The organism is Pantoea sp. UBA4549, assembly GCF_002387285.1.
Classification (GTDB): domain Bacteria; phylum Pseudomonadota; class Gammaproteobacteria; order Enterobacterales; family Enterobacteriaceae; genus Pantoea; species Pantoea borealis.
The window spans coordinates 143,726-169,332 of the sequence record NZ_DGLH01000015.1 but is presented as its reverse complement, the minus strand read 5'-3'; the positions used below and the strand labels follow the sequence as shown (position 1 = coordinate 169,332).

Annotated in this window: 16 protein-coding genes; 8 read left to right on the top strand and 8 right to left on the bottom strand. The window is 56.5% G+C overall.

Annotated elements, in window-relative coordinates:
- Positions 1 to 36: 36 nt before the first annotated feature.
- From B3041_RS14820 to B3041_RS14810, 3 genes are read right to left on the bottom strand one after another with little or no spacing between them, the layout of a single operon-like run.
- Positions 37 to 1,182, bottom strand: coding sequence for an HlyD family efflux transporter periplasmic adaptor subunit (locus B3041_RS14820; protein ID WP_065648852.1), 1,146 nt, complete (start codon positions 1,180 to 1,182; stop codon positions 37 to 39).
- A complete protein-coding gene (locus tag B3041_RS14815; RefSeq protein WP_292976337.1) occupies positions 1,169 to 3,301 on the bottom strand; it encodes a type I secretion system permease/ATPase in 2,133 nt (710 codons plus the stop codon). Before B3041_RS14815 ends, B3041_RS14820 begins: the two co-directional genes overlap by 14 nt.
- A gap of 52 nt (positions 3,302 to 3,353) precedes the next feature.
- Positions 3,354 to 5,063, bottom strand: coding sequence for an Ig-like domain-containing protein (locus B3041_RS14810; protein ID WP_292976334.1), 1,710 nt, complete (start codon positions 5,061 to 5,063; stop codon positions 3,354 to 3,356).
- Positions 5,064 to 5,696: 633 nt separating this feature from the next.
- Here B3041_RS14810 and B3041_RS14805 point away from each other — a divergent pair.
- Genes B3041_RS14805 through rcsB form a run of 3 tightly spaced genes read left to right on the top strand, consistent with a single transcriptional unit; the run spans position 5,697 to position 10,180 of the window.
- Positions 5,697 to 6,851 carry an MFS transporter gene (locus B3041_RS14805; protein WP_292976331.1) on the top strand — a complete coding sequence of 385 codons (1,155 nt, stop codon included), beginning with the start codon at positions 5,697 to 5,699 and terminating at the stop codon, positions 6,849 to 6,851.
- 22 nt (positions 6,852 to 6,873) lie between these two features.
- Complete coding sequence (gene rcsD / locus B3041_RS14800) at positions 6,874 to 9,528, top strand: phosphotransferase RcsD (RefSeq protein WP_065648849.1); 2,655 nt, start codon at positions 6,874 to 6,876, stop codon at positions 9,526 to 9,528.
- A 1-nt stretch (position 9,529) separates the two neighbouring features.
- Entirely contained in the window at positions 9,530 to 10,180 is a 651-nt protein-coding gene (gene rcsB / locus B3041_RS14795; protein WP_033750421.1) for a response regulator transcription factor RcsB, read from the top strand.
- A gap of 146 nt (positions 10,181 to 10,326) precedes the next feature.
- Here rcsB and rcsC read toward each other — a convergent pair whose 3' ends face one another.
- Both rcsC and gyrA read right to left on the bottom strand, forming a co-directional pair.
- Positions 10,327 to 13,179 carry a two-component system sensor histidine kinase RcsC gene (gene rcsC / locus B3041_RS14790; RefSeq protein WP_292976319.1) on the bottom strand — a complete coding sequence of 951 codons (2,853 nt, stop codon included), beginning with the start codon at positions 13,177 to 13,179 and terminating at the stop codon, positions 10,327 to 10,329.
- 165 nt (positions 13,180 to 13,344) lie between these two features.
- On the bottom strand, positions 13,345 to 15,984 hold the full coding sequence (gene gyrA / locus B3041_RS14785; RefSeq protein ID WP_065648847.1) for a DNA topoisomerase (ATP-hydrolyzing) subunit A: 2,640 nt from the start codon (positions 15,982 to 15,984) through the stop codon (positions 13,345 to 13,347).
- Between the two features lie 176 nt (positions 15,985 to 16,160).
- Between gyrA and ubiG the strand changes: the two genes are divergently transcribed.
- The 4 genes from ubiG (at position 16,161) to yfaE (ending at position 21,055) form a co-directional block, all read left to right on the top strand.
- On the top strand, positions 16,161 to 16,907 hold the full coding sequence (gene ubiG / locus B3041_RS14780) for a bifunctional 2-polyprenyl-6-hydroxyphenol methylase/3-demethylubiquinol 3-O-methyltransferase UbiG (RefSeq protein WP_065648846.1): 747 nt from the start codon (positions 16,161 to 16,163) through the stop codon (positions 16,905 to 16,907).
- A 405-nt stretch (positions 16,908 to 17,312) separates the two neighbouring features.
- On the top strand, positions 17,313 to 19,598 hold the full coding sequence (nrdA, locus tag B3041_RS14775) for a class 1a ribonucleoside-diphosphate reductase subunit alpha (protein ID WP_065648845.1): 2,286 nt from the start codon (positions 17,313 to 17,315) through the stop codon (positions 19,596 to 19,598).
- A 63-nt stretch (positions 19,599 to 19,661) separates the two neighbouring features.
- Positions 19,662 to 20,792, top strand: a complete 1,131-nt coding sequence (gene nrdB / locus B3041_RS14770; RefSeq protein ID WP_292976315.1) for a class Ia ribonucleoside-diphosphate reductase subunit beta — start codon at positions 19,662 to 19,664, stop codon at positions 20,790 to 20,792.
- A gap of 2 nt (positions 20,793 to 20,794) precedes the next feature.
- Positions 20,795 to 21,055: a class I ribonucleotide reductase maintenance protein YfaE gene (gene yfaE / locus B3041_RS14765; RefSeq protein ID WP_065648843.1), complete on the top strand. Its 261-nt coding sequence runs from the start codon at positions 20,795 to 20,797 to the stop codon at positions 21,053 to 21,055.
- A 397-nt stretch (positions 21,056 to 21,452) separates the two neighbouring features.
- Here the strand turns inward: yfaE and B3041_RS14760 are convergent, their stop codons facing one another.
- Positions 21,453 to 22,649 (bottom strand): nicotinamide mononucleotide deamidase-related protein YfaY, encoded by a 1,197-nt coding sequence (locus B3041_RS14760; protein ID WP_292976312.1) that lies wholly within the window; start codon positions 22,647 to 22,649, stop codon positions 21,453 to 21,455.
- Between the two features lie 154 nt (positions 22,650 to 22,803).
- Positions 22,804 to 23,124 (bottom strand): stress response protein ElaB, encoded by a 321-nt coding sequence (gene elaB / locus B3041_RS14755; RefSeq protein ID WP_065648841.1) that lies wholly within the window; start codon positions 23,122 to 23,124, stop codon positions 22,804 to 22,806.
- A 288-nt stretch (positions 23,125 to 23,412) separates the two neighbouring features.
- Between elaB and B3041_RS14750 the strand changes: the two genes are divergently transcribed.
- Complete coding sequence (locus B3041_RS14750; protein WP_292976307.1) at positions 23,413 to 25,071, top strand: glucan biosynthesis protein D; 1,659 nt, start codon at positions 23,413 to 23,415, stop codon at positions 25,069 to 25,071.
- A 29-nt stretch (positions 25,072 to 25,100) separates the two neighbouring features.
- Here B3041_RS14750 and B3041_RS14745 read toward each other — a convergent pair whose 3' ends face one another.
- Positions 25,101 to 25,553, bottom strand: coding sequence for a GNAT family N-acetyltransferase (locus B3041_RS14745; RefSeq protein WP_065648839.1), 453 nt, complete (start codon positions 25,551 to 25,553; stop codon positions 25,101 to 25,103).
- Between the last annotated feature and the right edge of the window lie 54 nt (positions 25,554 to 25,607).

Below are 25,607 nucleotides of genomic sequence, written 5' to 3'. Positions count from 1 at the left end.
TATCTGCTCTGTTTTCCCGCCAGTATAATAACGCAATCAGCGCTCACGCAGCGCTTCAGTCGCTTTATTCAGCGGCTTAAGCAGATAATCCAGCACCGATTTTTGCCCGGTTTTTATCTCTACATCTGCCAGCATACCCGGCAGCACAGGAAAGTGCTGTCCGCGCCGGGTGGTCAGCGTTGCCGTCTGCGTTCGCACATAGACCCGAAAATAGGGTGGCTCGCGCGGGTCGCTCCCCTCCAGCGTATCCGGTGATACGCTCTCAACGATGCCCGGCAGATCGCCATAAATAGCGGTATCATACGCAGTGATTTTCACCGTTGCAGGCAATCCGGCACGGATCCAGGCGATATCCCGTGGCGCAACGCGCGTCTCGATCAGCAGCCGATCTTCCAGCGGGACGATCTCCATCAGTTTGCCGCCTGGCTCGACCACACCGCCCGGCGTGGTAATCGCTATCGCTTTAACGATGCCATAAACCGGCGAAAGCAGTGCAGTACGCGTCAGCTGATCTTCTCTGCCTGCGGCAACCTGCAGCTGCGCATCCAGCTCTGCGCTGTTTTTGACCTGTTCTTCGTGCGTCCGCACCGCGTAGTCGTTACGCACCTCATCGATTTTTCCCTGCAGATCGCTGACCTGGCGCCGCAGCCGGATCGCTTCGACTTTCCCCGCCGCGCCGCGGGCCACCAGCGGCTCAGTCAGGTTGAGTTCTGCCTGTACCAGCGTCAGCGACTGCTGAAGATTCTGCAGCGTTATCGCCAGATTTTGCCGGCGCGACTGATAGAGCTGGCTTTCACGCGCAACCAGCTGCGGGTAGCGGCGAATATCCGTGCTGAACTGCAGGGGTCGATCGCTGAGCTCGGCATCCAGCCGCTCTGCCGTTGCCCGCAGTGTCCGTACTCTGGCGCTGGCTTCGCCATAGCTGGACTGGTAGCGGGCGGGATCGAGCGTGGCCAGCAGCTCACCCTTACGAACAATATCGCCCTCGCGCACGCTGAGCTGTTTGAGGATCCCGCCATCCAGATTGTTGATAATCTGTGCCCGGCTGGAGGGCGTGACTTTGCCGCTGCCTGTTGTGACCTCATCCAGCACGGCCACGTGCGCCCAGATCAGCAGCAGCAGCAGCGTAAGCGCGCAGAGCCAGATAATGCGCGACGCCGCCGCCTCGTTATCCGTGTTCATCTGCCACCTCCGGCTGCGGAGTACTGCGCTGCAGAATGGCATCGCGCGGGCCATCAGCCACGATTTCGCCGTTCTTCATGACGATAATCCGATCAACCAGCCCCAGCAGCGCCGGACGATGCGTGACCAGCACCAGTGTACGCCCCGGCAGCCACTGCGCCAGCTGACGGATCACCTGCGCCTCCAGGGGTTCATCCAGCGCCGCCGTAGGCTCATCCAGCAGTACAATCTGCGGCTGACGCAACAGCATCCTGCTGAACAGAATCATCTGCCGCTGACCGCCAGAGAGCCCGCGTCCGCCTTCATGAATGAGACGATCAAGCGCGGCGGCATCCTGCTGCAGCAGCGATAACGCCCCGCTTATGCGCAGCGCCTGCAGCATCTCCTGCTCGGTGGCGTGCGGGTTACCAAGCAGCAGGTTCTGCCGCAGGGTGCCGAAAAACAGGCGCGCCTCCTGCGACAGCCAGCCGAGCTGCCGCCGCAAATCTGCCGGATCGAGCTGCTGCATGCTGACGCCGTCAATCATAATGCGCCCGCTGACGGGCATCGCCTGCCCCGCCAGGATTTTCAGCAGGGTCGATTTCCCTGCCCCCACCCCGCCGAGAATCGCTATACGCTCGCCGGGGCGGATTGTCAGGCTATCGATAGCAATCGTCCGCAGGCTGTTTTCATCATAGTGATAGCGTACCTGCTGCAGCTGATAGTGTCCGCTAAGCACCGGCGCATAAGCCGGCATGCCGTTCTGTGGCTGGTCAACCGGCTTTTTAAGCAGCTCGTTGAGTCCGGTCATGGCGCTGCGCGCATGCTGCCAGCGCGAAAATACCAGCGTCAGCTGCATCAGGGGAGCGAGCGTACGCGCGGAGAGCAGGCTGCTGGCCACCAGCGTACCGGTAGTGATCTGGTTGTTCAGGATCAGATACACCCCGGCAACCAGCATTCCCGCATAGGTCAGCTGCTGCACGCTGCCCGCCCAGCCGGTGAGGCGCGCGCCCCACAGCCGCTGCTGACTGGCGAGCGTCGCACTGACCTCATGCGTCTGTTCCCACTGCCGCTGGAACCAGGCCTCCGCCTGCAGCGCCTTGATATCCTCCACCCCCTCCAGCGTCTCCACCAGCAGCGCCTGCCGCAGAGCACTTTCACGCTGGCCCTGCTTCGCCAGCTGCGCCATCGGGATCTGTACCAGCAAACCCGGGATCACAATCAGCGGGATCGCCAGCAGCGGCACCAGCACCAGCCAGCCGCCAATCGCTGACAAAATAAACAGAAACAGCACGACAAAGGGGATATCTGCCGCAGCGCTGACCGTGGTAGACGTCAGTAACTCGCGTACCTGCTCGACCTCACGCAGCTGCGCAATAAAAGCGCCGGTTGAGCGCGGCCGCGCCTCGTTGCGAATGCGCAGCGCGCGGGCAAAAAGCTGCGCCGAGAGGGCCAGATCGATCCGCTTGCCCATCCCGTCAGCAACCCGGGTACGCGCCAGCCGAATCAGATATTCCATCAACGCAGCAAGCAGCACCCCGCTGAACAGCACCCATAGCGTGGGTTGGGAGCGGGCCGGTATGACTCTGTCGTACACCTGCATTGAGAACAGGATGCCCGCCAGCGCCAGCAGATTGCTGACCAGCGAGGCGAGACTGATTTCAGCCAGACGCCGTTTCATGGGCCGAAAATGCTGCCAGAACCAGTGTGGCTGCCAGGGACGCACAAACGTATCCATCCGCACATCCCGTGCGCGGGCCGCCAGCGTAATCACGCCCACTTCCGGCTGCGCCTGTGCCAGCAGGTCGCTCAGTGGGGCTGAGCGCACACCGTCGCCGCCCGCACTCAGCCAGTACTGCACCCTGCCCTCCTCATCTGCCGACTCTGCCAGCGCCAGCGTGCCGTCATTCAGGCGCAGCAGCAGCGGCATCACGGCCTGACGCCAGCGCAGTTTGCGTGCGCTGACAAATTGCAGCACCAGCCCCATGCGCTGCGCCAGGTCGGTCAGCTGCGCCTGCGGCGATGCTGCTGCCAGCCACTGAAGCTGCAGGCGACGGCGATCGGTGGCGATCCCCAGCACGGCCGCAGCCCGGTCCAGCGCAGCAATCGCTTCGTCGCGTGTATGCGAGGGTGAACGCATCCCTGAGTCGCCTTATAAAAAAGAATGATGGCCTGCCTGTGCCGCAGGTAACTTATACCAGTGCCGCTACCGGTTGCTGCTGCAGATGATCGGCCAGCGTCCAGGCAGTGTCGCTGCTGCCGTAATGGTGATCAGGCTGGCTGACCATCGCCGTGGCCCCGGGTATGGCGTCTCCGGCACCATAGTGCGCCAGCAGGGTATCAATAGCCGTTGCGCTGAAATCGCTGCTCCCGGCATCGCCATTTACCGTGACCGTCTGGACGGCGCTGGCCAGATTGCCGGCCTTGTCCTGGGCACTGACGCTCATCTGATAGCTGCCCGGCTCCAGCGTCGCCAGCTGGCCCGCCAGAATGGTCAGCGACCACTCTCCGCTCTCCTCTACCGCGGCACTGTAGTGCTGATCGCCCAGCGTCACGGTGACCAGACTTCCCTGTGCCAGATGAAGAGAACTGCCCTGGATAAGATGCCAGTGATCCACCTCATCATGCGCAATAACGCCATCGCCAAACGGCTGCTGCAGCGTCAGCGACGGCAGCTGATGAATCGCCACGGTGAACAGATCGCTGAGGGTCTGGCTATCGTGATTACCGTAGCTGTCCCAGCGCTCAGCGATAGCGCTGACAGGCCCATCCGGCAGCGCCTGCAGATCGGCCACGCTGAGCGTGACCATGCCATCGACTGGCGTGTACGCCTTGCCATTCAGCGTCAGCTGATTTACGCCCTCAAGATAAAAACTCAGCGTATGCTGCGCTTCCTGCGCGTTCAGAATGGTATCGCCGCCAATATTCATTTCGCAGTAAATGTCGGGCAACTGCGTCACGACGTTAAGCGTCAGCGTGCTGTCGGTGCTGTTGCCGGCGGCGTCAAGCGCATAAACGCGCACTTCGCCGGTCGAAATAAAGCTGCTGACCTCGCTGGCAGGAATGATCGCCTGCCAGTGACCCTGCGCATCGATAGCCGCATGAAAGACTGTCTCTCCGACGCAGAGCTCCAGCTTCTGGCCCGGAGCCAGTGCTGAGAGCGTACCGCTCAGCGTCAGGTCCTGCTGGCTCTCGGCAAAATTAATGACGTTGTCAGCGGTAACGCTGTCGAAGCTGATGTGTGGCAGGCTTTCCGGGTGTGTTACCAGCGTCAGCTCATGCTGTACCGTACTGGTTTTGCCATTGGGATCGCGGGCGCTGACCTGCAGCTGATATATCCCATCCGACAGTGCCTGCAGATCCTGCGGCGTAAACGTCGCCTGCCATGCGCCGTGCTCATCGACGAGGGCAGTGGTGCTTTTGTTTCCCAGCGTCAGAGTGACATGGCTGTTAAGCGGCATATGGGTGACCTGCCCGCTGATCTCCACGCCATAAATGCCCTCCGCTACGCTAATGGCGTTATCACCGCTCACGGGATGTACGCTGATCTCCGGCCTGAGAGTTTTATCTACGTAAACGCCAAACCCCACTTCGGTCGCGGTGCTGTTACCCGCTTTATCAGTGATGGTCAGCGTCAGACTGTAGTTGCCATCCGCTAATCCCTGTAATACTGAGGGGGGCATAGTCGCATTCCAGTAACCCCAGTGATTGACCGTGCTGTGCCAGCTTTCACCGTTGAAGCTGATTGTTACCATTGCGCCCGGTTCCTGTTCTGCGCGACCGCGCAGGTGGATGGCGCGGCTGCTCTCCCAGGCTGCGATAACGCCATCCTGCGCCAGCGGCTCATAGGGGTGCAGTGCGGTCGGCGGCGTGGTATCGGCACGACGCTGCTGACTGGCCATAACCGGGCTGGCACCCTCAGTGCCAGAGGTAAATAACGACGCGAACGATAGAGTGGATTGATCTGAAAACATAGGTAACCTCGTTACAGAGTACGTATTGCACCAGTGATTACCTGTATTAATGTTTCAGGCAGAGTGGTGCGCCATACAGGCCATAACAGTATGGCCCGTTTCGCCTGATGGAAACGGGTTACCCGCGGGTAACAAGGTTAAAGGTATGACGTTAAATGCGTGCTCCCGGTCGGGCTGGCACGCGTGACGATCTTGCTATAAGCGGCACCTTTAGCGGTGACCTGCCTTATCTTAGCGCGTTTTTCTGACTGCTGTCTGGTGGCAAAAATCCGGAAAAGCGTTCTGAATTGCGCACCCGGCTAAAACCACAGTCAGCTAACCGCCTGCCGCTGATTGCATCAGTATATGTCATCAATTGACCGACTTAATTTGCGTTAAGTCACTTAATGTTTATCAGGCAGTACCAGGAAATATCTGGAAAAAATTCCGGCCTGGCTAAATGTCGGTAAGATGTCCGATTCCTGTGCAGCAGCAGGCAAGGCAAATTGCGCGTTAATTCCGCTGCACCCCCTGCTTTAATGCTAAACTTCGACGCTTTAACAGCGGATCAAAATAACTTCTATGACTGCACTGGACGCCGCACAGCCAGCCAAACTGCATCAGCGTGTTAATTTCGGCACGCGCACTGTTTTTCTTATCGCCGGGTTGAGTATGTCTGCCTGGGCGCCGCTTGTGCCTTACGCCAGCCAGCGCCTGCAGCTGAGTGGCGCCTCTCTCGGCGGGCTTCTGCTATGTCTGGGCATCGGTTCGCTGGCTGCGATGCCGGTTACCGGCACGCTGATTGGTCGTTTTGGCTGCCGCCGAATCATGACCTGCTCTGCGCTGCTGATTCTGGCCGTGTTGCCGCTGCTGGCCACGCTGGACCAGCTTTGGCTGATGGCGTTGACGCAGATGCTGTTTGGCGCCGGACTCGGCATGCTGGATGTTGCCATGAACGTGCAGGCGGTTCACGTTGAAAAAGCGGCACGCAAACCCATGATGTCCGGCTTTCACGGCTTTTTTAGCCTGGGCGGCATTATTGGCGCCGGCGCAGTGAGTCTGCTGCTGGGGGCCGGGCTGACGCCGCTGCAGGCCATCAGTATTATGATGGTGCTGATTGCCGTGCTGCTCTGCTGCAGTCTGCCAACGTTAATGAGCGAGCGACTGCGTCAGGCCGATGAGCCCTGGCTGGTGATCCCGCGTGGCTGGGTCGCTTTTCTCGGCTGTCTCTGCTTTATTCTGTTCCTCGCCGAAGGCGCCGTGCTGGACTGGAGCGCCCTGCTGCTGCTGCAGAGTCCGGGCATCAGCGTGGCCTATGCCGGGCTGGGCTATGCGGTGTTCTCGGTTGCCATGACGATTGGACGGCTGACCGGCGATAAAATCATTCAGCGTTTTGGCCGCTATCGGGTCATGCTTACCGGCGCGCTGGCTGCCAGTGCAGGTATGACGCTGGCCGTGCTGGTTCCCTGGCCGCAAGCGGCACTGCTGGCATTTCTGCTGGTAGGATTCGGACTGGCGAATACGGTGCCGATGCTGTTTAATGCCGCCGGTAACCAGCAGACCATGCCTGTTAATCTGGCGATATCGGCCATGACAACGTTAGGCTATGCGGGTATTCTCTCAGGCCCGGCGTTGATCGGCTTTATTTCCCAGTGGCTCACACTGAGCGGTGCATTCCTGCTGATTGCTCTGATGCTGCTGGCTGTCGCTGCCAGCGCACGACGGGTTACGCGTTAATTGCAGGATCCTGAGACTCACTATGCTTTATAAATTTCCACTGACTTCCGGCAACGTTACACGCTTTGTCGTGGTGTTCAACCTGGTGCTGCTGCTGGCACTGGGTGCGATGGTACATAACAGCGTCAGCGCCTGGATCGCTGAGAAGCGCTATGCCATGACCGATCTGGCGCGTGATATGCAAAAGCGCATCGATGCTTACCGCTTCGCCACCTGGCAGATTTACGAAAACCTCGCTACCAGTGCTGCCGGTTCTGCTCCCAACAGCACGCTGCAGGAGACCCGGCTACGCCCGGATGTCTACTATCTGGAAAAAACGCGCCGTAAAACGGAAGCGCTGATCTTCGGTTCGCATGACGGCAGTACGCTGGATATGACCATGCGTATGTCTGGCTACCTCGATACCTTATGGGGCGCAGAAAACCCCGCGTGGTCGATGTATTTTCTGAATGGTCAGGATAACAGCCTGATCATGATCTCTACCCTGCCGCTGAAAGATATGGCGACGCGCTACAAAGAGAGCGCGCTGAATACGCTGGTCGACAGCCGCCGTGCTGAGATGCTGCAGCAGGCTAACGCCCTTGATGAGCGCGAAAGCTTCTCGCCGCTGCGCCATTTCACCTGGCAGAACGATCACTATTTTACGCTGCGCACGACCTTTAACCAGCCGGGTCACCTGGCGACAGTGGTTGCGTTTGATCTGCCGGTTAACGATCTGGTGCCGCAGAACCTGCCGCTGGAGAATTTTCAGCTGCGTCAGGATGCTACCCAGAGCAGCAGCACTGATGATGGCAGCGACGGCACCACCAGCGTTACCCTGGTCAACCCCGATCTGGAGATTGCCGCCTCGCTGCCCAGTACGCCGCTGCAGCTGGTTTATCGCGTACCGCTGCTTAACCTCGCGCTGGATACGCTGCATAACCTGATGTGGCCGCTACTGATCAATCTGCTGCTCTTTCTGCTGTCGATTGCCGGCATGACCCTGCTGCGTCAGCAGGCGCTGCGCCCGAATGAGAATCAGAGCGCAGAGCTTGATTCGTTGCGTATGCTGAATGAAGAAATTGTCGCCAGCCTGCCGGTCGGGCTGCTGGTGTACGATTTCGCCACTAACCGCACTTTGCTTAGCAATAAGATTGCCGATCACCTGCTGCCGCACCTGAATCTGCAGAAGATTATTAATATGTCTGACCAGCATCAGGGCGTGCTGCAGGCGACTATCAATAATGAAGTGTATGAGATCCGCCATGCGCGTAGCGTGCTGTCACCGCATACGCAGCTGTTTATGATGCGCGATCAGGATCGCGAACTGCTGGTCAATAAGAAGCTGCAGAAAGCACAGCAGGTACTGGACCGCAATCACCAGATGCGTCAGCAGCTGATGCAGCAGCTCGGCCATGCCCTGAATCGCCCGCTGCAGGATATGGTGACGCGCCTGGTCCAGCTCAGCCAGCGTAGCGACGATGAGAGCGTGCTGGATCTGCTGGATGAGAGCCAGCGGCTGGCCCGCCTGGTGGATGACATTGTGCTGCTGAACCGGCTGGAAGCGCATGACTGGTCGCCGGAAGCGAGCGCATTTAATCTGCAGGATCTGCTGGACGAAATCGCGCTGGAGAGCCTGCCGCTGCTGCGGCGCAAGGGCCTGACGCTGGTCGTCAATAATCAGCTGGCGAATGATGAAATGCGCAGCGGCGATCGCCGCGCGCTGCGTAAGGTGCTGACCACCCTGATGCATTATGCGCTGACCACCACGCAATGGGGCAAAATCACGCTGGAGGTTAAAACGCCGGCGGATAAACCCGATGTACTGCAGCTCCAGCTGGTCGACACCGGCTCCGGGCTGACCGCGGATGAACTGACGAACGCCGATTTTCCCTACCTTGGTGAGACGTCACAGGATCGTTTCGGCCAGGCTTCCGGAATGGCCTTTTTCCTGTGTAAACAGCTCTGCAAACAGATGGGCGGTCAGTTAGACATTATCGCTAAACCCGATATCGGCACGCGCTATAACATTCAGCTGCCGCTCGCGCTGCAGCCGCTGCTGGATGAGCAGGAAGAAAAATTACTGGAGGGCGTGACTGCCCTGGTCGATATAGCAGTTGAAGATGTACAGAAAATCGTCTGTCGCCATCTGGAGAACTGGGGGGCGAAGTGCCTGACCTCAGATGAGCGACTTTCTGGTCAGGAGCATGACGTTCTGATCACGGACGACCCTGAACGTCTCAGCGGCTGGGCGTTACTGCTGGCGGGCGATGAGCTGGGGCACCACGCCCTGAGCGACAGGCAGTATCGCGTGAACTATAACCTCAGCAACGCCCTGCTTGACGCACTGCTGGCCCTGATTGAGAAGCAGCTGGCCAGTGATTTGATGGAGGAGAGTGAAGAAAATGAGGCTGCCACACCGCTGTTAAGCGGCGGCTATTTCCAGCTGTTTACCGAGACAGTACCGCCTGATGTCAGGAGGCTGTATACTGAAGCGTCGGATAGTGACTATCCTTCTCTTGCTCAGACAGCGCATCGCCTGAAAGGCGTTTTTGCCATGCTCAATTTGCTGCCGGGTAAACAGCTTTGTGAAGCGTTAGAACAGCATATTAAAATGTGCGACGATTTAACCATTAAAAATACCACCAGTGAAATTGACGCCTATGTCAATCAACTGCTGCAGCAAGGTAACCAATAAGATGAATAACCTGAACGTAATTATTGCCGACGACCATCCCATTGTTCTGTTTGGTATCCGTAAGTCTCTGGAACAGATTGAATGGGTTAACGTAGTAGGTGAGTTTGAAGACTCTACAGCACTGATCAACAGCCTTTCTAAGCTGGACGCGAATGTACTGATCACCGATCTCTCTATGCCTGGCGAGAAGTATGGCGACGGCATTACCCTGATTAAGTACATCAAGCGTCACTACCCCGATCTCTCGATCATTGTTCTGACCATGAACAACAATCCGGCGATCCTGAGTGCCGTGCTGGATCTCGATATCGAAGGGATTGTGCTGAAACAGGGCGCCCCGACCGATCTGCCAAAAGCGCTGGCCGCGCTGCAGAAAGGCAAAAAATATACGCCGGAAAGCGTCGCTAAGCTGCTGGAGAAGATCAGCGCAGGCGGCTATGGTGACAAGCGTCTGTCGCCGAAAGAGAGTGAAGTACTGCGTCTCTTTGCTGAAGGTTTCCTCGTGACTGAGATTGCCAAGAAGCTGAACCGCAGTATCAAAACCATCAGTAGCCAGAAGAAATCAGCCATGATGAAACTGGGTGTGGATAACGATATTGCGCTGCTGAACTATCTCTCCTCGGTCAGCGCCACGCAGATCGACAAAGATTAATCTTTGCGGGCGGCCTGCGGGCCGTCCGATTCTTCCTGTGCGCTCCGGTGATCCACACCGCAACGCCTCGCCCTCTCCTCTTCCGCTATCGTCTTCTTCGCTGATCTCCGGCCTGACAACAGCATGCGGTTACTGAACCGCACACATTATGTCTGGCGCCCGGTACGCACGCGCGCAGCATAGCGTGCCAGAGTGACTTTCAGCTCATCCAGCGTCACCGGTTTTGACAGGCAGTTATCCATACCGGCATCCATACAGCGCTGCTTCTCTTCCGCCAGCGCATTGGCAGTGACGCCAATTACCGGGAAGACATGCCCCAGCTGGCGCAGGCGCTGCGTCAGGCGATAACCATCCATGTTCGGCATGTTGACGTCGCTCAGCACGATGTCGATATGATTGCGGCTCAGCACGTTAAGCGCATCAACGCCATCCTGCGCCGTTTTGGTCTGGTAACCCAGCGTGCCGAGCTGCTCCGACAGCAGCATACGGTTGATGGGATGATCATCCACAATCAGAATAGTAATATCTTCATTGCTGCTGGCATTTTCAGCTGCAGGCGGCGGCAGTGGCGTGGTGGTATCGCTGTCAATCGTGATGCGGTAAATACGCCCCAGCAGCAGCGGCAGATCGTGCAGCGTTGCGCTGCTCTGCACCCAGACGCCCGGCGACCGTTCCTGCGGCATGTCGATATGTTCACCGCAGATCAGAATGCGCGCGCGCACCGCCTGCATCAGTGAATCATCGTGATCGCTTATCACCACATCGTCGCTTTCAGCCTGCCCCTGCCATGCCGCCGCTTTGAGTCCCTGTTGCTGCAGCAGACGCAGCAGAAACGCAGCGAGATAGTCATTGCGCAGATCGAGCCAGATCGCTTTCTCCTGCAGGCCATCCAGCAGCGGCGGTGCCGGCTGCTGGCCGGCGTAGATCGGAATACGCACAATAAACTGGCTGCCCATACCCGGTTCAGAATCGACCTCGATATCGCCATCCATCATGTTGATCAGCTTTTCACAGATCGCGAGTCCCAGCCCGGTACCCTGGAAGTTGCGCTGGACGCCGGACCCTACCTGGAAGAAAGGATCAAACAGTCGCGTTACCTCTCTGGCCGGAATGCCGACTCCGGTGTCGCGCACGCGAAAGGCGAGATACCCCTCTTTGACATAGGCGTGCAGAATAATGCAGCCGGTGTGGGTAAATTTAATGGCGTTATTAAGCAGGTTGGAGATCACCTGCTGCAGCCGCAGCGGATCGCCATCCAGCGCCAGCGGCACATTGTTTTCCATGAAAACATAGAGCGTAAGGCGCTTGCGCACTACCAGCGATAAATAGTTGCTGGTGATATGGTTAATGACCTCACGCGGTGAGAAGGGGCGCGGCTCAATCTTCAGCTGTTCTGACTCTATCTTTGAGAAGTCGAGAATGTCGCTGATAATTTTCAGCAGCAGGCTGGAGGAGTTATTCATCGCGGTAACCAGTGACTCCACCCCTTTGGGCAGGCTTTTGGTTTGCAGCAAATCGAGGTTACCGATGATGCCGTAAAGTGGCGTGCGCAGTTCATGGCTGACGGTTGCAAGGAACATCGATTTCGACTGGCTCGCCTGTTCGGCGGCGTGTGCCATTTCCTGCAGCGACTGCTCCATACGTACGCGGGAGGAGACATCAACCAGCACGCAGATGGCCACATTTTCATTGCGGTAGCGCGAGTGCACAAAGCTGATCTGCAGGTTGGTATTACTGCCGGTCAGCACATCAACAAAATTCACCTGCTGGCCGCTGATGATTTCGTTAAGCCGCTGGCGATCTTCCTGCGTCAGCAGCGTAAGGTAGTTGTGTGCCAGTTCGTTACTCAGAATATTGGTGCCATCGCTGGTGCGCAGGATGCAGATCCCTACCGGCGCCGATGCGACAATTTTACGGTTAAACTGCTCATGCTCTTCCAGCCGGTGTGCGTTATCTTCCGCCGGCAGGAACATGCGGCGCTCGAATATCCACGCCAGGGTGAAAAGCAGAATCGCACTGAAAATGTTGAGCAGCAGCGCGTTAAGCAGCAGCAGCCGCAGCTGATCCACCATCACCGAGGTGGGCAGAGACCAGATTATATTCAGATCTGATGGCGGCAGCGGCTTTTTCAGCACCAGCTGGCGATAGCTGTCGAGGTAGCCAAACCAGGTGTTCTCATCCGGCAGATCGTCCAGCGCATAACCGGGTCCGCTACGGCGACTGCTCAGCAGCGGGCGATAATTTTCATCGGTGATGGTCGCCACCAGCGGCAGCCCGCCGGGCTGAATAAATTCATCCAGCCGGATATTCTGCTCAACGCCCAGCAGCGCCTGCAGTTTATTGGCGACGTAAACCGGAACGACCATATAGAAGTTGCCGTTTCCGGGCTGCGCGCTGTCGGTGATCCAGTACATCGGATTGCGCCGATCTTCCTCATTACTGTTGCGATAGTGCAGCACATGTTCACGCAGCGCCTTCATGCTGCGTTCACGATCTACCGGATTGCTGCTGCCAATGGTGAAATCAGCCAGGCACTGGCTCTCGCCGCCGATAAAAAATACGCGATTCAGCTCATAAGCCGCAGCAAAATTGCTTTTCCAGTAGTTGATAAAATAGCTGAGCGAGTCGAGCGAGTTACGCCAGGTATTGCTCATTGAGGTGCAGTCACCATCGGAAAAGAGCGGCGTAAACTGCGGCAGCGTGCTTTTGCCGGCGGGCAGGCCGTTGAGCATGTCCAGTCCGTTAGCGCTGCTGCTAAGGCGGTTTTCCGTGATGTACTTTAGTTCGCGCATGACGTCAGCCGAGTGCCGGACGTACCACTCTGCTTTACCGTAATTCGCCGCGAACTCCTGGCGTATTCCATTCTCTTTTTCATGCAGCACATTGATGATATAGAAGGTGGTCAGCAATGCACCCAGCGACCAGAGCAGCAGCGCCAGCGCCCGAAAAAGATAGCGCGAGATACGAAGCGTGGTACGAAAGGAGACGAGATATTTCAAGAGAGGCTCACTGGCGGTAACGGTTAACAGGACCCAAAAAGGTGCACATACACTAGCTTTATCGCTGCGAAAAAGCCAGTTGGTGCAGGGTGCAGGACGAAAACTCAGATAATAAAACGGCAGGTCGGTTGCCCTGACCTGCCGCTGCTAAGGTGCATCAGACAGTTATGCGTCGTCTTCTGCGTCCGGTGCCTCGTCATCGCTGTCGACTTCCGGCGCAATATCTTCTTCGCCTTCCGCCACGCTGCCGTCGATGGCATCCAGCTCCTCTTCTTCAACCGGCTCCGCCACACGCTGCAGGCCAACAACGTTCTCATCGTCCGCGGTGCGGATCAGGATCACGCCCTGCGTGTTACGGCCGACCACGCTGACTTCTGATACGCGGGTACGTACCAGCGTGCCGGCGTCGGTGATCATCATAATCTGATCGCCGTCCACTACCTGTACCGCACCGATGACCGGTCCGTTACGATCGGTGACTTTGATCGAGATAACACCCTGAGTGGCACGCGATTTAGTCGGATACTCGCTGTTAGCCGTACGCTTACCGTAACCATTCTGCGTAACGGTGAGGATCGCGCCCTCTTCACGCGGCACAATCAGTGACACCACTTTATCGTTTTCTGCCAGCCTGATACCGCGCACGCCTGAGGCTGAACGGCCCATGGCACGCACTGCACTCTCAGCAAAGCGCACCACTTTACCGGCGGCAGAGAAGAGCATCGCTTCATCATTGCCGTTGGTCAGCGCCACGCCGATCAGCTCATCATCTTCACGCAGGTTAATGGCGATGATGCCGGCACTGCGTGGACGACTGAACTCCTGCAGCGCAGTTTTCTTCACGGTGCCGCTGGCTGTTGCCATAAAGATATTGAAGCCTTCGGTATACTCACGCACCGGCAGAATAGCCGTAATGCGCTCATTGGCTTCCAGCGGCAGCAGGTTAACGATAGGACGCCCGCGTGCGCCGCGGCTCGCTTCCGGCAGCTGATATACCTTCATCCAGTAGAGACGGCCCCGGCTGGAGAAGCAGAGAATCGTGTCGTGAGTATTGGCGACCAGCAGGCGATCAATGAAGTCCTCTTCTTTGATACGTGCGGCTGATTTGCCCTTACCACCACGGCGCTGCGCTTCATAATCTGACAGCGGCTGATACTTAACGTAACCCTGATGCGACAGGGTAACAACCACATCTTCCTGATTGATCAGATCTTCAATATTGATATCTGCGCTGTTTGCGGTGATCTCAGTACGGCGCGCATCGCCAAACTGATCGCGCATCGCTTCCAGCTCTTCGCGGATCACTTCCATCAGGCGGTCAGCGTTCTGCAGAATGTGAATCAGGCCGGCAATCTGATCCAGCAGCTCTTTGTACTCATCAAGCAGTTTCTCATGCTCAAGACCGGTCAGTTTCTGCAGACGCAGATCCAGAATCGCCTGAGCCTGCTGCTCGGTAAGATAGTAGCGGCCGTCACGAATACCAAATTCAGGCTCCAGCCACTCCGGACGTGCAGCATCATCACCGGCACGCTCCAGCATAGCGGCAACGTTGCCGAGATCCCATGCCTGCGCCAGCAGGGCACCCTTCGCTTCTGCCGGCGTTGGCGCGCGACGGATCTGCTCGATAATCGGATCGATGTTCGCCAGCGCAATCGCCAGACCTTCAAGGATGTGGGCACGATCGCGCGCTTTGCGCAGTTCAAAGATGGTGCGACGCGTCACCACTTCGCGACGGTGGCGCACAAAGGCTTCGATGATCTCTTTCAGCGCCATGATCTTCGGCTGACCCTGGTGCAGTGCCACCATGTTGATGCCGAAAGAGACCTGCAGCTGCGTCAGCGAATAGAGGTTGTTCAGAACCACTTCACCCACGGCGTCGCGTTTAACTTCAATGACAATGCGCATACCGTCTTTGTCGGACTCGTCGCGCAGTCCGCTGATGCCTTCAACGCGCTTCTCTTTAACCAGCTCGGCAATTTTTTCAATCAGACGCGCTTTGTTGACCTGATAAGGGATCTCATTGACGATAATGGTTTCGCGGCCGGTTTTCGCATCAGTTTCGATTTCGCCACGCGCGCGGATGTAGATCTTACCGCGCCCGGTGCGGTAGGCCTCTTCGATACCACGACGGCCATTGATAAAGGCTGCAGTCGGGAAGTCCGGCCCGGTGATGTGCTCCATCAGCCCTTCTACGCTGATGTTTTCATCATCGATAAACGCGAGGCAGCCGTTGATCACTTCAGTCAGGTTATGCGGTGGAATGTTGGTTGCCATTCCCACGGCGATACCAGAGGAGCCGTTTACCAGCAGGTTAGGAATTTTGGTTGGCAGCACTTCCGGGATCTGCTCGGTGCCATCGTAGTTTGGCACAAAGTCGACCGTCTCTTTTTCCAGATCGGCCAGAAGCTCAGAGGAGATCTTCGCCATACGGACTTCGGTATAACGCATCGCTGCAGCGGAGTCGCCATCAACGGAACCGAAGTTACCCTGACCATCAACCAGCATATAGCGCAGGGAGAACGGCTGGGCCATACGGACAATACTTTCGTATACAGCAGAGTCACCGTGCGGGTGATACTTACCGATAACGTCACCTACCACACGGGCAGATTTCTTATAGGCTTTATTCCAGTCGTTACCCAGTTCGCTCATGGCGTAAAGCACGCGGCGATGCACCGGCTTCAGGCCATCACGGACATCGGGTAAGGCTCGGCCAACAATGACCGACATGGCGTAATCGAGGTAGGAGTTTTTCAGCTCTTCTTCGATATTGACCGGTGTAATTTCTCTCGCAAGGTCGCTCATGGAGCCGCTATCCCTCTACTTAATCCCGGATTTTAAAGGTGCGAAAGTATATCACATTGCTTACGTGCGGTGAACGTAAAGCGGGGTTTTCTGGCGCTTTTCGTTCACGCTGAGAGATGCCACCTGGCGTTTAAGCGTTTATACTCAGGAGATATTTTGCCAGGAGTCGTTATGCAATGAGTGAACAACCGCAGGAAAGCCGTCAGAACGTCGATCACAGTGAGATTGCCAAGTTTGAAGCGGTCGCTTCGCGCTGGTGGGATTTAGAGGGCGAATTTAAGCCGCTGCACCGTATTAATCCGCTGCGTCTGGGCTGGATTGCGCAGCACAGCAATGGCCTGTTTGGCAAAAAGGTGCTCGATGTCGGCTGTGGCGGTGGCATTCTGGCAGAGAGTATGGCGCGTGAAGGCGCGGAAGTGACCGGACTGGACATGGGCGCGGAACCGCTGGCCGTCGCGCGTCTGCATGCGGAAGAGAACGGCGTCAGCGTCAATTATATTCAGCAGACAGTGGAAGATCACGCTGACAGCCATGCCGGCCAGTATGACGTGGTGACCTGCATGGAGATGCTGGAGCACGTACCCGATCCGCGCTCGGTTGTTATGGCCTGCGCCCGCCTGGTAAAACCCGGTGGTGAAGTCTTTTTTTCTACCATCAACCGGAATCCAAAAGCCTGGCTGCTGGCAGTGTTCGGCGCAGAATATGTGCTGCGCATGCTGCCGCGCGGTACGCATGACGCTAAAAAGTTTATCCGCCCGGCGGAACTGCTGGACTGGGTTGATGAAACCACGCTGCGTGAACGTCACATGATTGGCCTGCACTATAATCCGCTGACCAATAAATTCCGTCTCGGGCCAGGTGTGGACGTGAACTATATGATTCATACCCACGCTCAGGCTGATGCCGCAGACGAAACACGCTGATAGCAGAGGCTCGCGCTACAGGGCGAGCCTCTTTTCCTCTTCCCCGCTAGCCGATCTTCTCTGTTTCGTCTCTGCCATAATCACGGGTTCCGCGCCTTTGATTGAGATTTACGCGCTCAGTCATACTATTAAAAAAAAGTATGAAGCCGTTGACAGCTAACCCAGGCCTTATGCCACGCGGATCCAGGATTTTTCCCGGCTACCAGGACTGATTCTTTGCCAAAAATCAACTCTTGTTAAGCAAAGAATGCTGACTAAAATACTCACCATATAGTTAGTAAAACTTCCCGAACCCCCTATATATAGTGTTTATCCACAGGCTTACTCACAGCGAGCGGCTTGTGCATAGACCTTGTGAATAGTTAGGGGATAATTTCCTATTTCATGGACAGGTAAACACGCGACATGAACCAAAGTCTGCTCGTCACCAAACGCGATGGCCGTCAGGAACGCATTGATCTCGATAAAATTCACCGTGTACTCGACTGGGCGGCTGAAGGGCTGAACAACGTTTCAGTTTCTCAGGTTGAACTGCGCTCCCACATTCAGTTTTATGATGGCATCAGAACGTCTGATATCCATGAAACCATCATCAAAGCTGCAGCCGATCTGATTTCGCGCGATGCGCCGGATTATCAGTATCTGGCCGCACGTCTGGCTATCTTCCACCTGCGTAAAAAAGCCTACGGCCAGTTTGAGCCGCCGAAGCTTTACGATCAGGTCGTGAAAATGGTGGAGCTGGGCAAATATGACCGCCACCTGCTGGAAGATTACAGCACCGAAGAGTTTGAGCTGATGGACAGCTACATCGATCACTGGCGTGATATGAACTTCTCTTACGCTGCCGTTAAGCAGCTGGAAGGAAAATATCTGGTGCAGAACCGCGTCAGCGGCGAGATCTATGAGAGCGCCCAGTTCCTGTATATCCTGGTCGCGGCCTGCCTGTTCTCGAACTATCCACGCGATACGCGCATGAGCTACATCAAGCGCTTTTATGACGCGATCTCCACCTTTAAGATCTCGCTGCCGACGCCAATCATGTCTGGCGTGCGCACCCCAACCCGTCAGTTCAGCTCCTGCGTCCTGATTGAGTGCGGCGACAGTCTGGACTCTATTAACGCCACCTCCAGCGCCATCGTGAAATATGTGTCACAGCGTGCCGGTATTGGTATCAATGCAGGCCGCATCCGTGCGCTGGGCAGCCCGATTCGCGGCGGTGAAGCGTTCCATACCGGCTGCATTCCGTTTTATAAGCATTTCCAGACGGCAGTGAAATCGTGCTCTCAGGGCGGCGTACGCGGCGGTGCCGCCACGCTGTTCTACCCGATGTGGCATCTGGAAGTGGAAAGCCTGCTGGTGCTGAAAAACAACCGTGGTGTGGAAGGTAACCGCGTGCGCCACATGGACTACGGCGTTCAGATCAACAAGCTGATGTACACCCGCCTGCTGAAAGGCGAAGACATTACCCTGTTCAGCCCGTCAGATGTCCCGGGCCTGTATGATGCGTTCTTCGCCGATCAGGAAGAGTTTGAGCGTCTCTACACCAAATATGAAAAAGATGAGAGCATCCGCAAGCAGCGCGTAAAAGCGGTCGATCTCTTCTCGCTGATGATGCAGGAGCGCGCTTCAACCGGCCGTATCTACATCCAGAACGTCGATCACTGCAATACCCACAGCCCGTTTGATCCGGCGATTGCGCCAGTGCGTCAGTCTAACCTCTGCCTTGAGATTGCGCTGCCAACCAAGCCGCTTGACGATGTGAATGATGAAAACGGCGAGATTGCGCTCTGTACGCTTTCTGCCTTTAACCTCGGTGCTATCAACAGCCTCGACGATCTGGAAGAGCTGGCAGTACTGGCGGTGCGCGCACTCGATGCACTGCTGGATTATCAGGACTATCCGATTCCGGCAGCACAGCGTGGCGCAATGGGTCGCCGTACGCTGGGTATTGGCGTCATTAACTACGCTTACTACCTGGCGAAGCACGGCGTGCGCTACTCAGACGGCAGCGCCAACAACCTGACGCACAAAACCTTTGAGGCCATTCAGTACTATCTGCTGAAAGCGTCAAATGAGCTGGCAAAAGAGCAAGGTGCCTGCCCGTGGTTTAAAGAGACCACCTATTCGCAGGGCATTCTGCCGATTGATACCTATAAAAAGGATCTGGACGCCGTCTGCAATGAACCGCTGCATCTTGACTGGGAAGCGCTGCGTGAATCTATTACCACGCACGGCCTGCGTAACTCCACGCTCTCTGCCCTGATGCCGTCAGAGACCTCTTCGCAGATCTCAAATGCCACTAACGGTATTGAGCCGCCGCGCGGTCACATCAGCATTAAAGCGTCTAAAGATGGCATTCTGCGTCAGGTCGTGCCGGAGTATGAGCGCCTGAAAGATCAGTATGAACTGCTGTGGGAAATGCCTTCTAACGATGGTTATCTGCAGCTGGTTGGCGTGATGCAGAAGTTTATCGATCAGGCGATCTCCTCGAACACGAACTACGATCCGGGCCGCTTTGCCAATGGCAAAGTGCCGATGAAACAGCTGCTGAAAGATCTGCTTACCGCCTATAAGTTTGGTGTGAAGACGCTCTATTATCAAAACACCCGCGACGGCGCAGAAGATGCACAGGACGATCTGGCACCGTCAATTCAGGATGATGGCTGCGAAAGCGGCGCCTGCAAAATTTAACCGGCGACGCGTACTTATGTCAGGGCTGGCGCTGCCAGCCCGCTTCACTTTTTGGACTTAGTCATGGCTTATACTACTTTTTCACAGAATAAAAACGATCAGCTGAAAGAGCCGATGTTCTTCGGCCAGTCCGTGAACGTGGCGCGTTTCGATCAGCAGAAATATGACATTTTTGAAAAGCTGATTGAAAAGCAGCTCTCATTTTTCTGGCGTCCGGAAGAGGTCGACGTCTCACGCGATCGTATCGATTATCAGGCGCTGCCGGATCATGAGAAGCATATCTTCATCAGCAACCTGAAGTATCAGACGCTGCTCGACTCTATCCAGGGCCGTAGCCCGAACGTCGCGCTGCTGCCGCTGATCTCTATCCCGGAGCTGGAAACCTGGATCGAAACCTGGGCGTTTTCTGAGACCATTCACTCACGCTCCTACACCCATATCATCCGCAACATCGTCAACGATCCGTCGCTGGTCTTTGATGATATCGTCACCAACGAGCAGATTCTGGCGCGTGCGCAGGATATCTCTAAGTACTACGACGATCTGATTGAGATGACCAACTACTGGCATCTGCTGGGTGAAGGCACGCATCAGGTCGCTAGTAAATCAGTTACCGTCAGCCTGCGTGCGCTGAAAAAGCAGCTCTATATCTGTCTCATGAGCGTCAATGCACTGGAAGCGATCCGCTTTTATGTCAGCTTCGCCTGTTCATTCGCTTTTGCCGAGCGTGAACTGATGGAAGGCAACGCCAAAATCATCAAGCTGATCGCGCGTGATGAAGCGCTGCACCTGACCGGCACCCAGCATATGCTGAACCTGCTGCGCAGCGGTGAAGACGATCCGGAGATGAAAGAGATTGCTGCTGAGTGCCGCGATGAGTGCTTCGAGCTGTTTAAAAAGGCGGCGCTGCAGGAGAAAGAGTGGGCAGAGTATCTGTTCAGCGGCGGCTCAATGATTGGTCTGAATAAAGATATTCTGTGCCAGTACATTGAATACATCACCAATATCCGTATGCAGGCAGTGGGTCTCGATCTGCCCTTCCAGACCCGCTCTAACCCGATTCCATGGATCAACTCGTGGCTGGTGTCTGACAACGTGCAGGTTGCACCGCAGGAAGTGGAAGTAAGCTCCTATCTCGTGGGTCAGATCGACTCCGAAGTAGGCGAAGATGACTTCAACGATTTTCAGCTCTGAACATGAGCCGCGCTGTTGTTATCCTGCGCAGTTCAGGCTCCCGCCTGGAGTGCGCAGAGGATCATCCCAATTTGCTGACCACGCTGGAGGCGCATAACCTCTGCGTGGAATTTCAGTGCCGTGAAGGCTACTGCGGCTCCTGTCGTATGCGCCTGGTACGGGGCGAGGTTGATTATGCTGAAACCCCGCTGGCCTTTATTCAGCAGGGTGAAATCCTGCCCTGCTGCTGCAAGGCGCGCGGTGAGATTGAGATTGAGCTGTAACCGCCCCGTCTGTTTTCTTTCACATCGTTCATGCACAAGAAAGCTGCTCTGGTCAGAGAGGCCGCTGAACACGCCCGGAACGGCAACACCCGCTCCCTGCGGGCCTCGGCACGCGGCGTCCCTGCCGCGTGACGTCCGGCTTAGTTCAGTGCCCCCTCTTCCCCTGTGCTTCTGTGCGGCTGTAAGAGCCACTCATCTGATAGCTATGCAGAAGTCACAGGGCGCGGAAGCGATGGTGACTTGCAGCAGCCTCCGCGCCATGGATGGCGCGGCGGCAGGCCCCAGGGAGGGGTTTATGCCGGTGCGGCAAGTCACCGTCACTTCCGCAACCAGGCTCCCTTTGCAAGCGATACCGGTTAAACACTGACGTATCCTGTATGCCCCTTCGCAGACACAATCAGTGCTTTACCGTTTCCAGAATGTCGATCCAGCCGTGTCCGGTAGAAACCTCACTGCCGTGCAGCCAGCGACGCAGCATGTTCATTGCCATCATCGCCACCACTTTCTGCCGGGTTTCCTGATTATGACGACTGTGTGAAAACTTCACCCGCTGTCCCCAGCCCGCTTCGGGCGTCTGCAGCACAATCGCGATTTCTCCCTCAGTCAGCTCACCGATAGAGAGCGCCAGAGCGCTGCCCTGCTCTGCTGCCAGCGCACGTGTCCGATCAACCTGCGCTTCAAGCGTTTCTGCCTGCGGCGACAGGATCTCACCTGCGCTTAGCGGCACGCCTGCCGCGGCCAGCTGCCAGTGCAGAAAGCCCGCGGTAAACTGCTCACTGGTGGCGAGGCGGAACTCACGCTGCTGCAGTTCACGGGCCAGCAGCGCGGGCAGCTCTTCGGTGCCTTCAAAAATCGTACATTCGGCCAGCAGCAGCTTTACCTGCTGCCAGACCTGCTCCATCGCCACGCGCGCGCTGGCAGGTCCGGTAAGCTTGATTTCAATAATTGGCATTGAAGAGCGGTAGCCCATCACTACCCCCTCCGGCAGCGCCAGCGGTTCAAGCTCGGCCGCAATATCGCTCTCTCCGCGACCAAAGGTTGTCAGGCGCAGGCAGAGCGGCGGTTCAGGCAGGGTAAAACGTGCTTTCAGGCGCGGGATAATCTCCTGCTCCACCATCAATTTAAATTCTGACGGCACGCCCGGCGTAAAGAAAATCCAGCAGCGGTTGAGCTGAAGTGCGAAGCCGCAGGCTGTGCCCGCCGGGTTATCGATAAGCGTGGCATTAGCCGGGATCTCGGCCTGTTTGCGGTTGCTGGCGGCCATTACGCGACCGCGACTGGCAAACCAGGCCTCCATTTTTGCCAGCCATTCTGTCTGCAGTACCAGTTCGCAACCGCTGGCGGCCGCAGCAGCCTGCGCGCTCAAATCATCGGACGTCGGCCCCAGTCCCCCGTTAACAATCAGGATATCTGCGACCTGGCTGCGGCTCTGTAATGCATCAATCAGCGACGGCAGCGCATCCCCTACGGTCATGCGGCTGGTCATCGGCAGGCCATGCTGAAACAGCACATCCGCCAGCCATGCCGCGTTAGTATCCACTATTTGTCCATGCAGCACTTCATCGCCCGTGGCGAGCATCTCAACACGTATCACGTTGCATTCTCCTTGTCCTGGTTACGCTTTACTGTAGAAAGCAGACGAGGTAAACACAATCATCAAAAAGGGAAATCGGGAAAGAGATCGTAAACTGAGAAGAGAGTATGGCAGGCGAAGCCGGGCGCAGCGTGACGCGCGCCCGGCAGCAGTATTAACGACGGGCCAGCAGTAAACCTACAAACAAGCCTGCAGCGGCACCAATACCGACGCCCTGCCACGGTTTTTCATGAACGTAATCATCGGCACGATACGCCGCCTGTTTGGCACGGTAGTAATAGCTGTCCGATGCCTGACTGACGCGGCTCTTCACATCTTCCAGCGCCTGCTCAGCTTTTTGTTTGAGCTCAATATACTTCTGATCGGCCGGATCGCCGGAAGCGCGCAGCACTTCTTCAAGCGTTTCAGTTAACAGCGCCAGATCGTCGTCAACACTTGATTCATAACGGTTATCAAATTGGTCTGAAGATGACATTATGCGGTTCCTCCGTGTTCATAACGTGTCGATTAACTATAGCTATAAATCATAACTTTGCTGGCTGAAATTACGTTCGCACCCACCGGAAAAGCGCGACGGCTTTGTAAAAGTATGCCGGATAACCTCCTGCGGCAGAGAATCTGCTTCGTTTATTTGATTAATCTGATAAATTTTCCGGCGAGTGAATTTTTTGATTGCGCCACTGTCGTAACTCTCTGTAGCCCGACGCTAACCGTCTGGAAACAGACACAATACACCCGAGCAGCTAAGGATTAGAATTCCGGCATGAATCGTAGAAAATTTGTGAAAGCGTCCGTCGCTCTGTCAGCCCTGGGTGGCATGACCGGGCTCTCCTCGCTGTTTGCGCAATCTGCATGGGCCGATGACGGCATTGCCGACGGTAAAGCAGTGCGCTTCGACTTTGATGTATTGAAACAAAAGGCCGCAGCGCTGGCGAAAAAGCCCTGGGGCGGTGCGCCAGGTGCGCTGCCTGACACGCTGGCGACCCTTACGCCGCAGGCGTATAACGAAATTCAGTATGACGCTCAGCACTCGCTATGGAACAACGTGGCCGATCGCGAGCTGGATGTGCAATTTTTTCACGTCGGCATGGGATTTAAACGACGTATTCGCATGTTCTCCGTGGATGCGGCCAGCCGCGAAGCACGGGAGATCCACTTTCGCCCGGAACTGTTTAACTACCATGATGCGGGCGTCGATACGCAGCAGCTGGCGGGTAAAAACGATCTCGGCTTTGCCGGTTTCCGCGCGTTTAAAAAACCGGAGCTGGCGCGACGCGATATCGTCTCTTTTCTCGGGGCCAGTTACTTTCGCGCCGTGGATGAAACCTATCAGTATGGCCTCTCCGCCCGCGGCGTGGCCGTTAACACGTTCAGCAATGGTCAGGAGGAGTTTCCTGATTTCACCGCATTCTGGTTTGAAACGCCAAAAGCAGATGACACCACTTTTGTCGTGTATGCCCTGCTGGATGGTGCCAGCCTGACCGGCGCCTATAAATTCACCATCCACTGTGAAGAGAAACGTGTGGTGATGGAAGTGGAAAACCACCTCTTTACCCGTAAAGCGATTCGCCAGCTCGGCATTGCGCCGATGACCAGTATGTTCAGCTGTGGTACCAACGAACGCCGCATGTGCAACACCTATCATCCGCAGATCCATGACTCCGATCGCCTCGCGATGTGGAGCGGCAGCGGTGAATGGATTGCCCGTCCGCTTAACAACCCGCAGCGCCTGCAATTTAACGCCTATAAAGATGAAAATCCGCGCGGCTTTGGTCTGCTGCAGCTGGATCACGACTTCAAAAATTATCAGGATGTGATCGGCTGGTATGACAAGCGCCCGAGCCTGTGGGTCGAGCCGACCGGCAAATGGGGCAAAGGGGCCATTAATCTGATGGAGATCCCCACTACCGGGGAGACGCTGGATAACGTGGTCTGCTTCTGGCAGCCAGAGGAGCCGATTCAGGCGGGCAGCGAGCTGAATTTTGGCTACAAGCTCTACTGGAGCCAGCTGCCGCCGGTACGCAGCGATCTGGCACGCGTGGATGCCACCCGCACCGGCATTGGCGGTTTTCCCGAGGGCTGGGCACCGGGTGAACACTTCCCGGAGACCTGGTGTCGCCGTTTTTCCGTAGACTTTATCGATGGCGACCTGAAAGCCGCTGCTGCCAGAGGCATTGAGCCGGTTATTACCGTTTCATCAGGCACGTTCAAACAGGTAGAGATCCTCTATGTTGAACCGATCAACGGTTATCGCATTCTGTTTGACTGGTACCCGAACAGCGATGCAACCACGCCGGTGGAAATGCGTCTGTTCCTGCGTGCCAAAGATGAGACATTGAGCGAAACCTGGCTCTACCAGTATTTTCCGCCGCCGCCTGACCAGCGCAAATACACCGACGACCGGCAGATGACACCGGTCTGATAGCGATCACGGCGAGGCTCCCCTCGCCGTTATATTTTCTGCATGCCGATATGCGGGATGTCATCTTCCAGGTAGACCGCGGTGACCGCCTGAAAACCGAGCCGGCCATAAAACCCCTCAAGGTGCGCCTGCGCCGACAGATAAATCGCCTGTCCTGGCCAGTGGGTTTCACAGCTGCTCAGCACCTGTTCCATTAACCGGTAGCCCAGCCTGAGCCCGCGCGCCTCTTCAGAGACGATCACCCGCCCCACCACGACCGCTTCACCCGGCTGCGCCGGCGTCAGTATACGCGCGCAGGCCAGCAGCCGGCCCTCAAGAAAACCGAGGATATGACGGTTTTCTGCGGCCAGATCCTGGCCGTCCAGATCCTGATAAGGGCACTGCTGCTCCACAATAAAAACCTGGTTGCGCAGCGCCAGCAGCGTGTAGAGCTGCTGTGCCGTCAGTTCCCGATGGTGGCAATCAAGCCATGCTATTTCCACAGATCACTCCTGTTTTCAAATGGCGATAGGCTGAGACTACCATAACGGCCGGAC

Coding starts and splice junctions, on each gene's coding strand:
- ubiG (WP_065648846.1), top strand. CDS start 16,161: ATGAGTGAACAACCGCAGGAAAGCCGTCAGAACGTCGATCACAGTGAG.
- yfaE (WP_065648843.1), top strand. CDS start 20,795: ATGAGCCGCGCTGTTGTTATCCTGCGCAGTTCAGGCTCCCGCCTGGAG.
- B3041_RS14810 (WP_292976334.1), bottom strand. CDS start 5,063: ATGGCCAGTCAGCAGCGTCGTGCCGATACCACGCCGCCGACCGCACTG.
- gyrA (WP_065648847.1), bottom strand. CDS start 15,984: ATGAGCGACCTTGCGAGAGAAATTACACCGGTCAATATCGAAGAAGAG.
- rcsD (WP_065648849.1), top strand. CDS start 6,874: ATGCTTTATAAATTTCCACTGACTTCCGGCAACGTTACACGCTTTGTC.
- elaB (WP_065648841.1), bottom strand. CDS start 23,124: ATGTCATCTTCAGACCAATTTGATAACCGTTATGAATCAAGTGTTGAC.
- nrdB (WP_292976315.1), top strand. CDS start 19,662: ATGGCTTATACTACTTTTTCACAGAATAAAAACGATCAGCTGAAAGAG.
- B3041_RS14815 (WP_292976337.1), bottom strand. CDS start 3,301: ATGCGTTCACCCTCGCATACACGCGACGAAGCGATTGCTGCGCTGGAC.
- B3041_RS14820 (WP_065648852.1), bottom strand. CDS start 1,182: ATGAACACGGATAACGAGGCGGCGGCGTCGCGCATTATCTGGCTCTGC.
- B3041_RS14750 (WP_292976307.1), top strand. CDS start 23,413: ATGAATCGTAGAAAATTTGTGAAAGCGTCCGTCGCTCTGTCAGCCCTG.
- B3041_RS14805 (WP_292976331.1), top strand. CDS start 5,697: ATGACTGCACTGGACGCCGCACAGCCAGCCAAACTGCATCAGCGTGTT.
- nrdA (WP_065648845.1), top strand. CDS start 17,313: ATGAACCAAAGTCTGCTCGTCACCAAACGCGATGGCCGTCAGGAACGC.
- rcsB (WP_033750421.1), top strand. CDS start 9,530: ATGAATAACCTGAACGTAATTATTGCCGACGACCATCCCATTGTTCTG.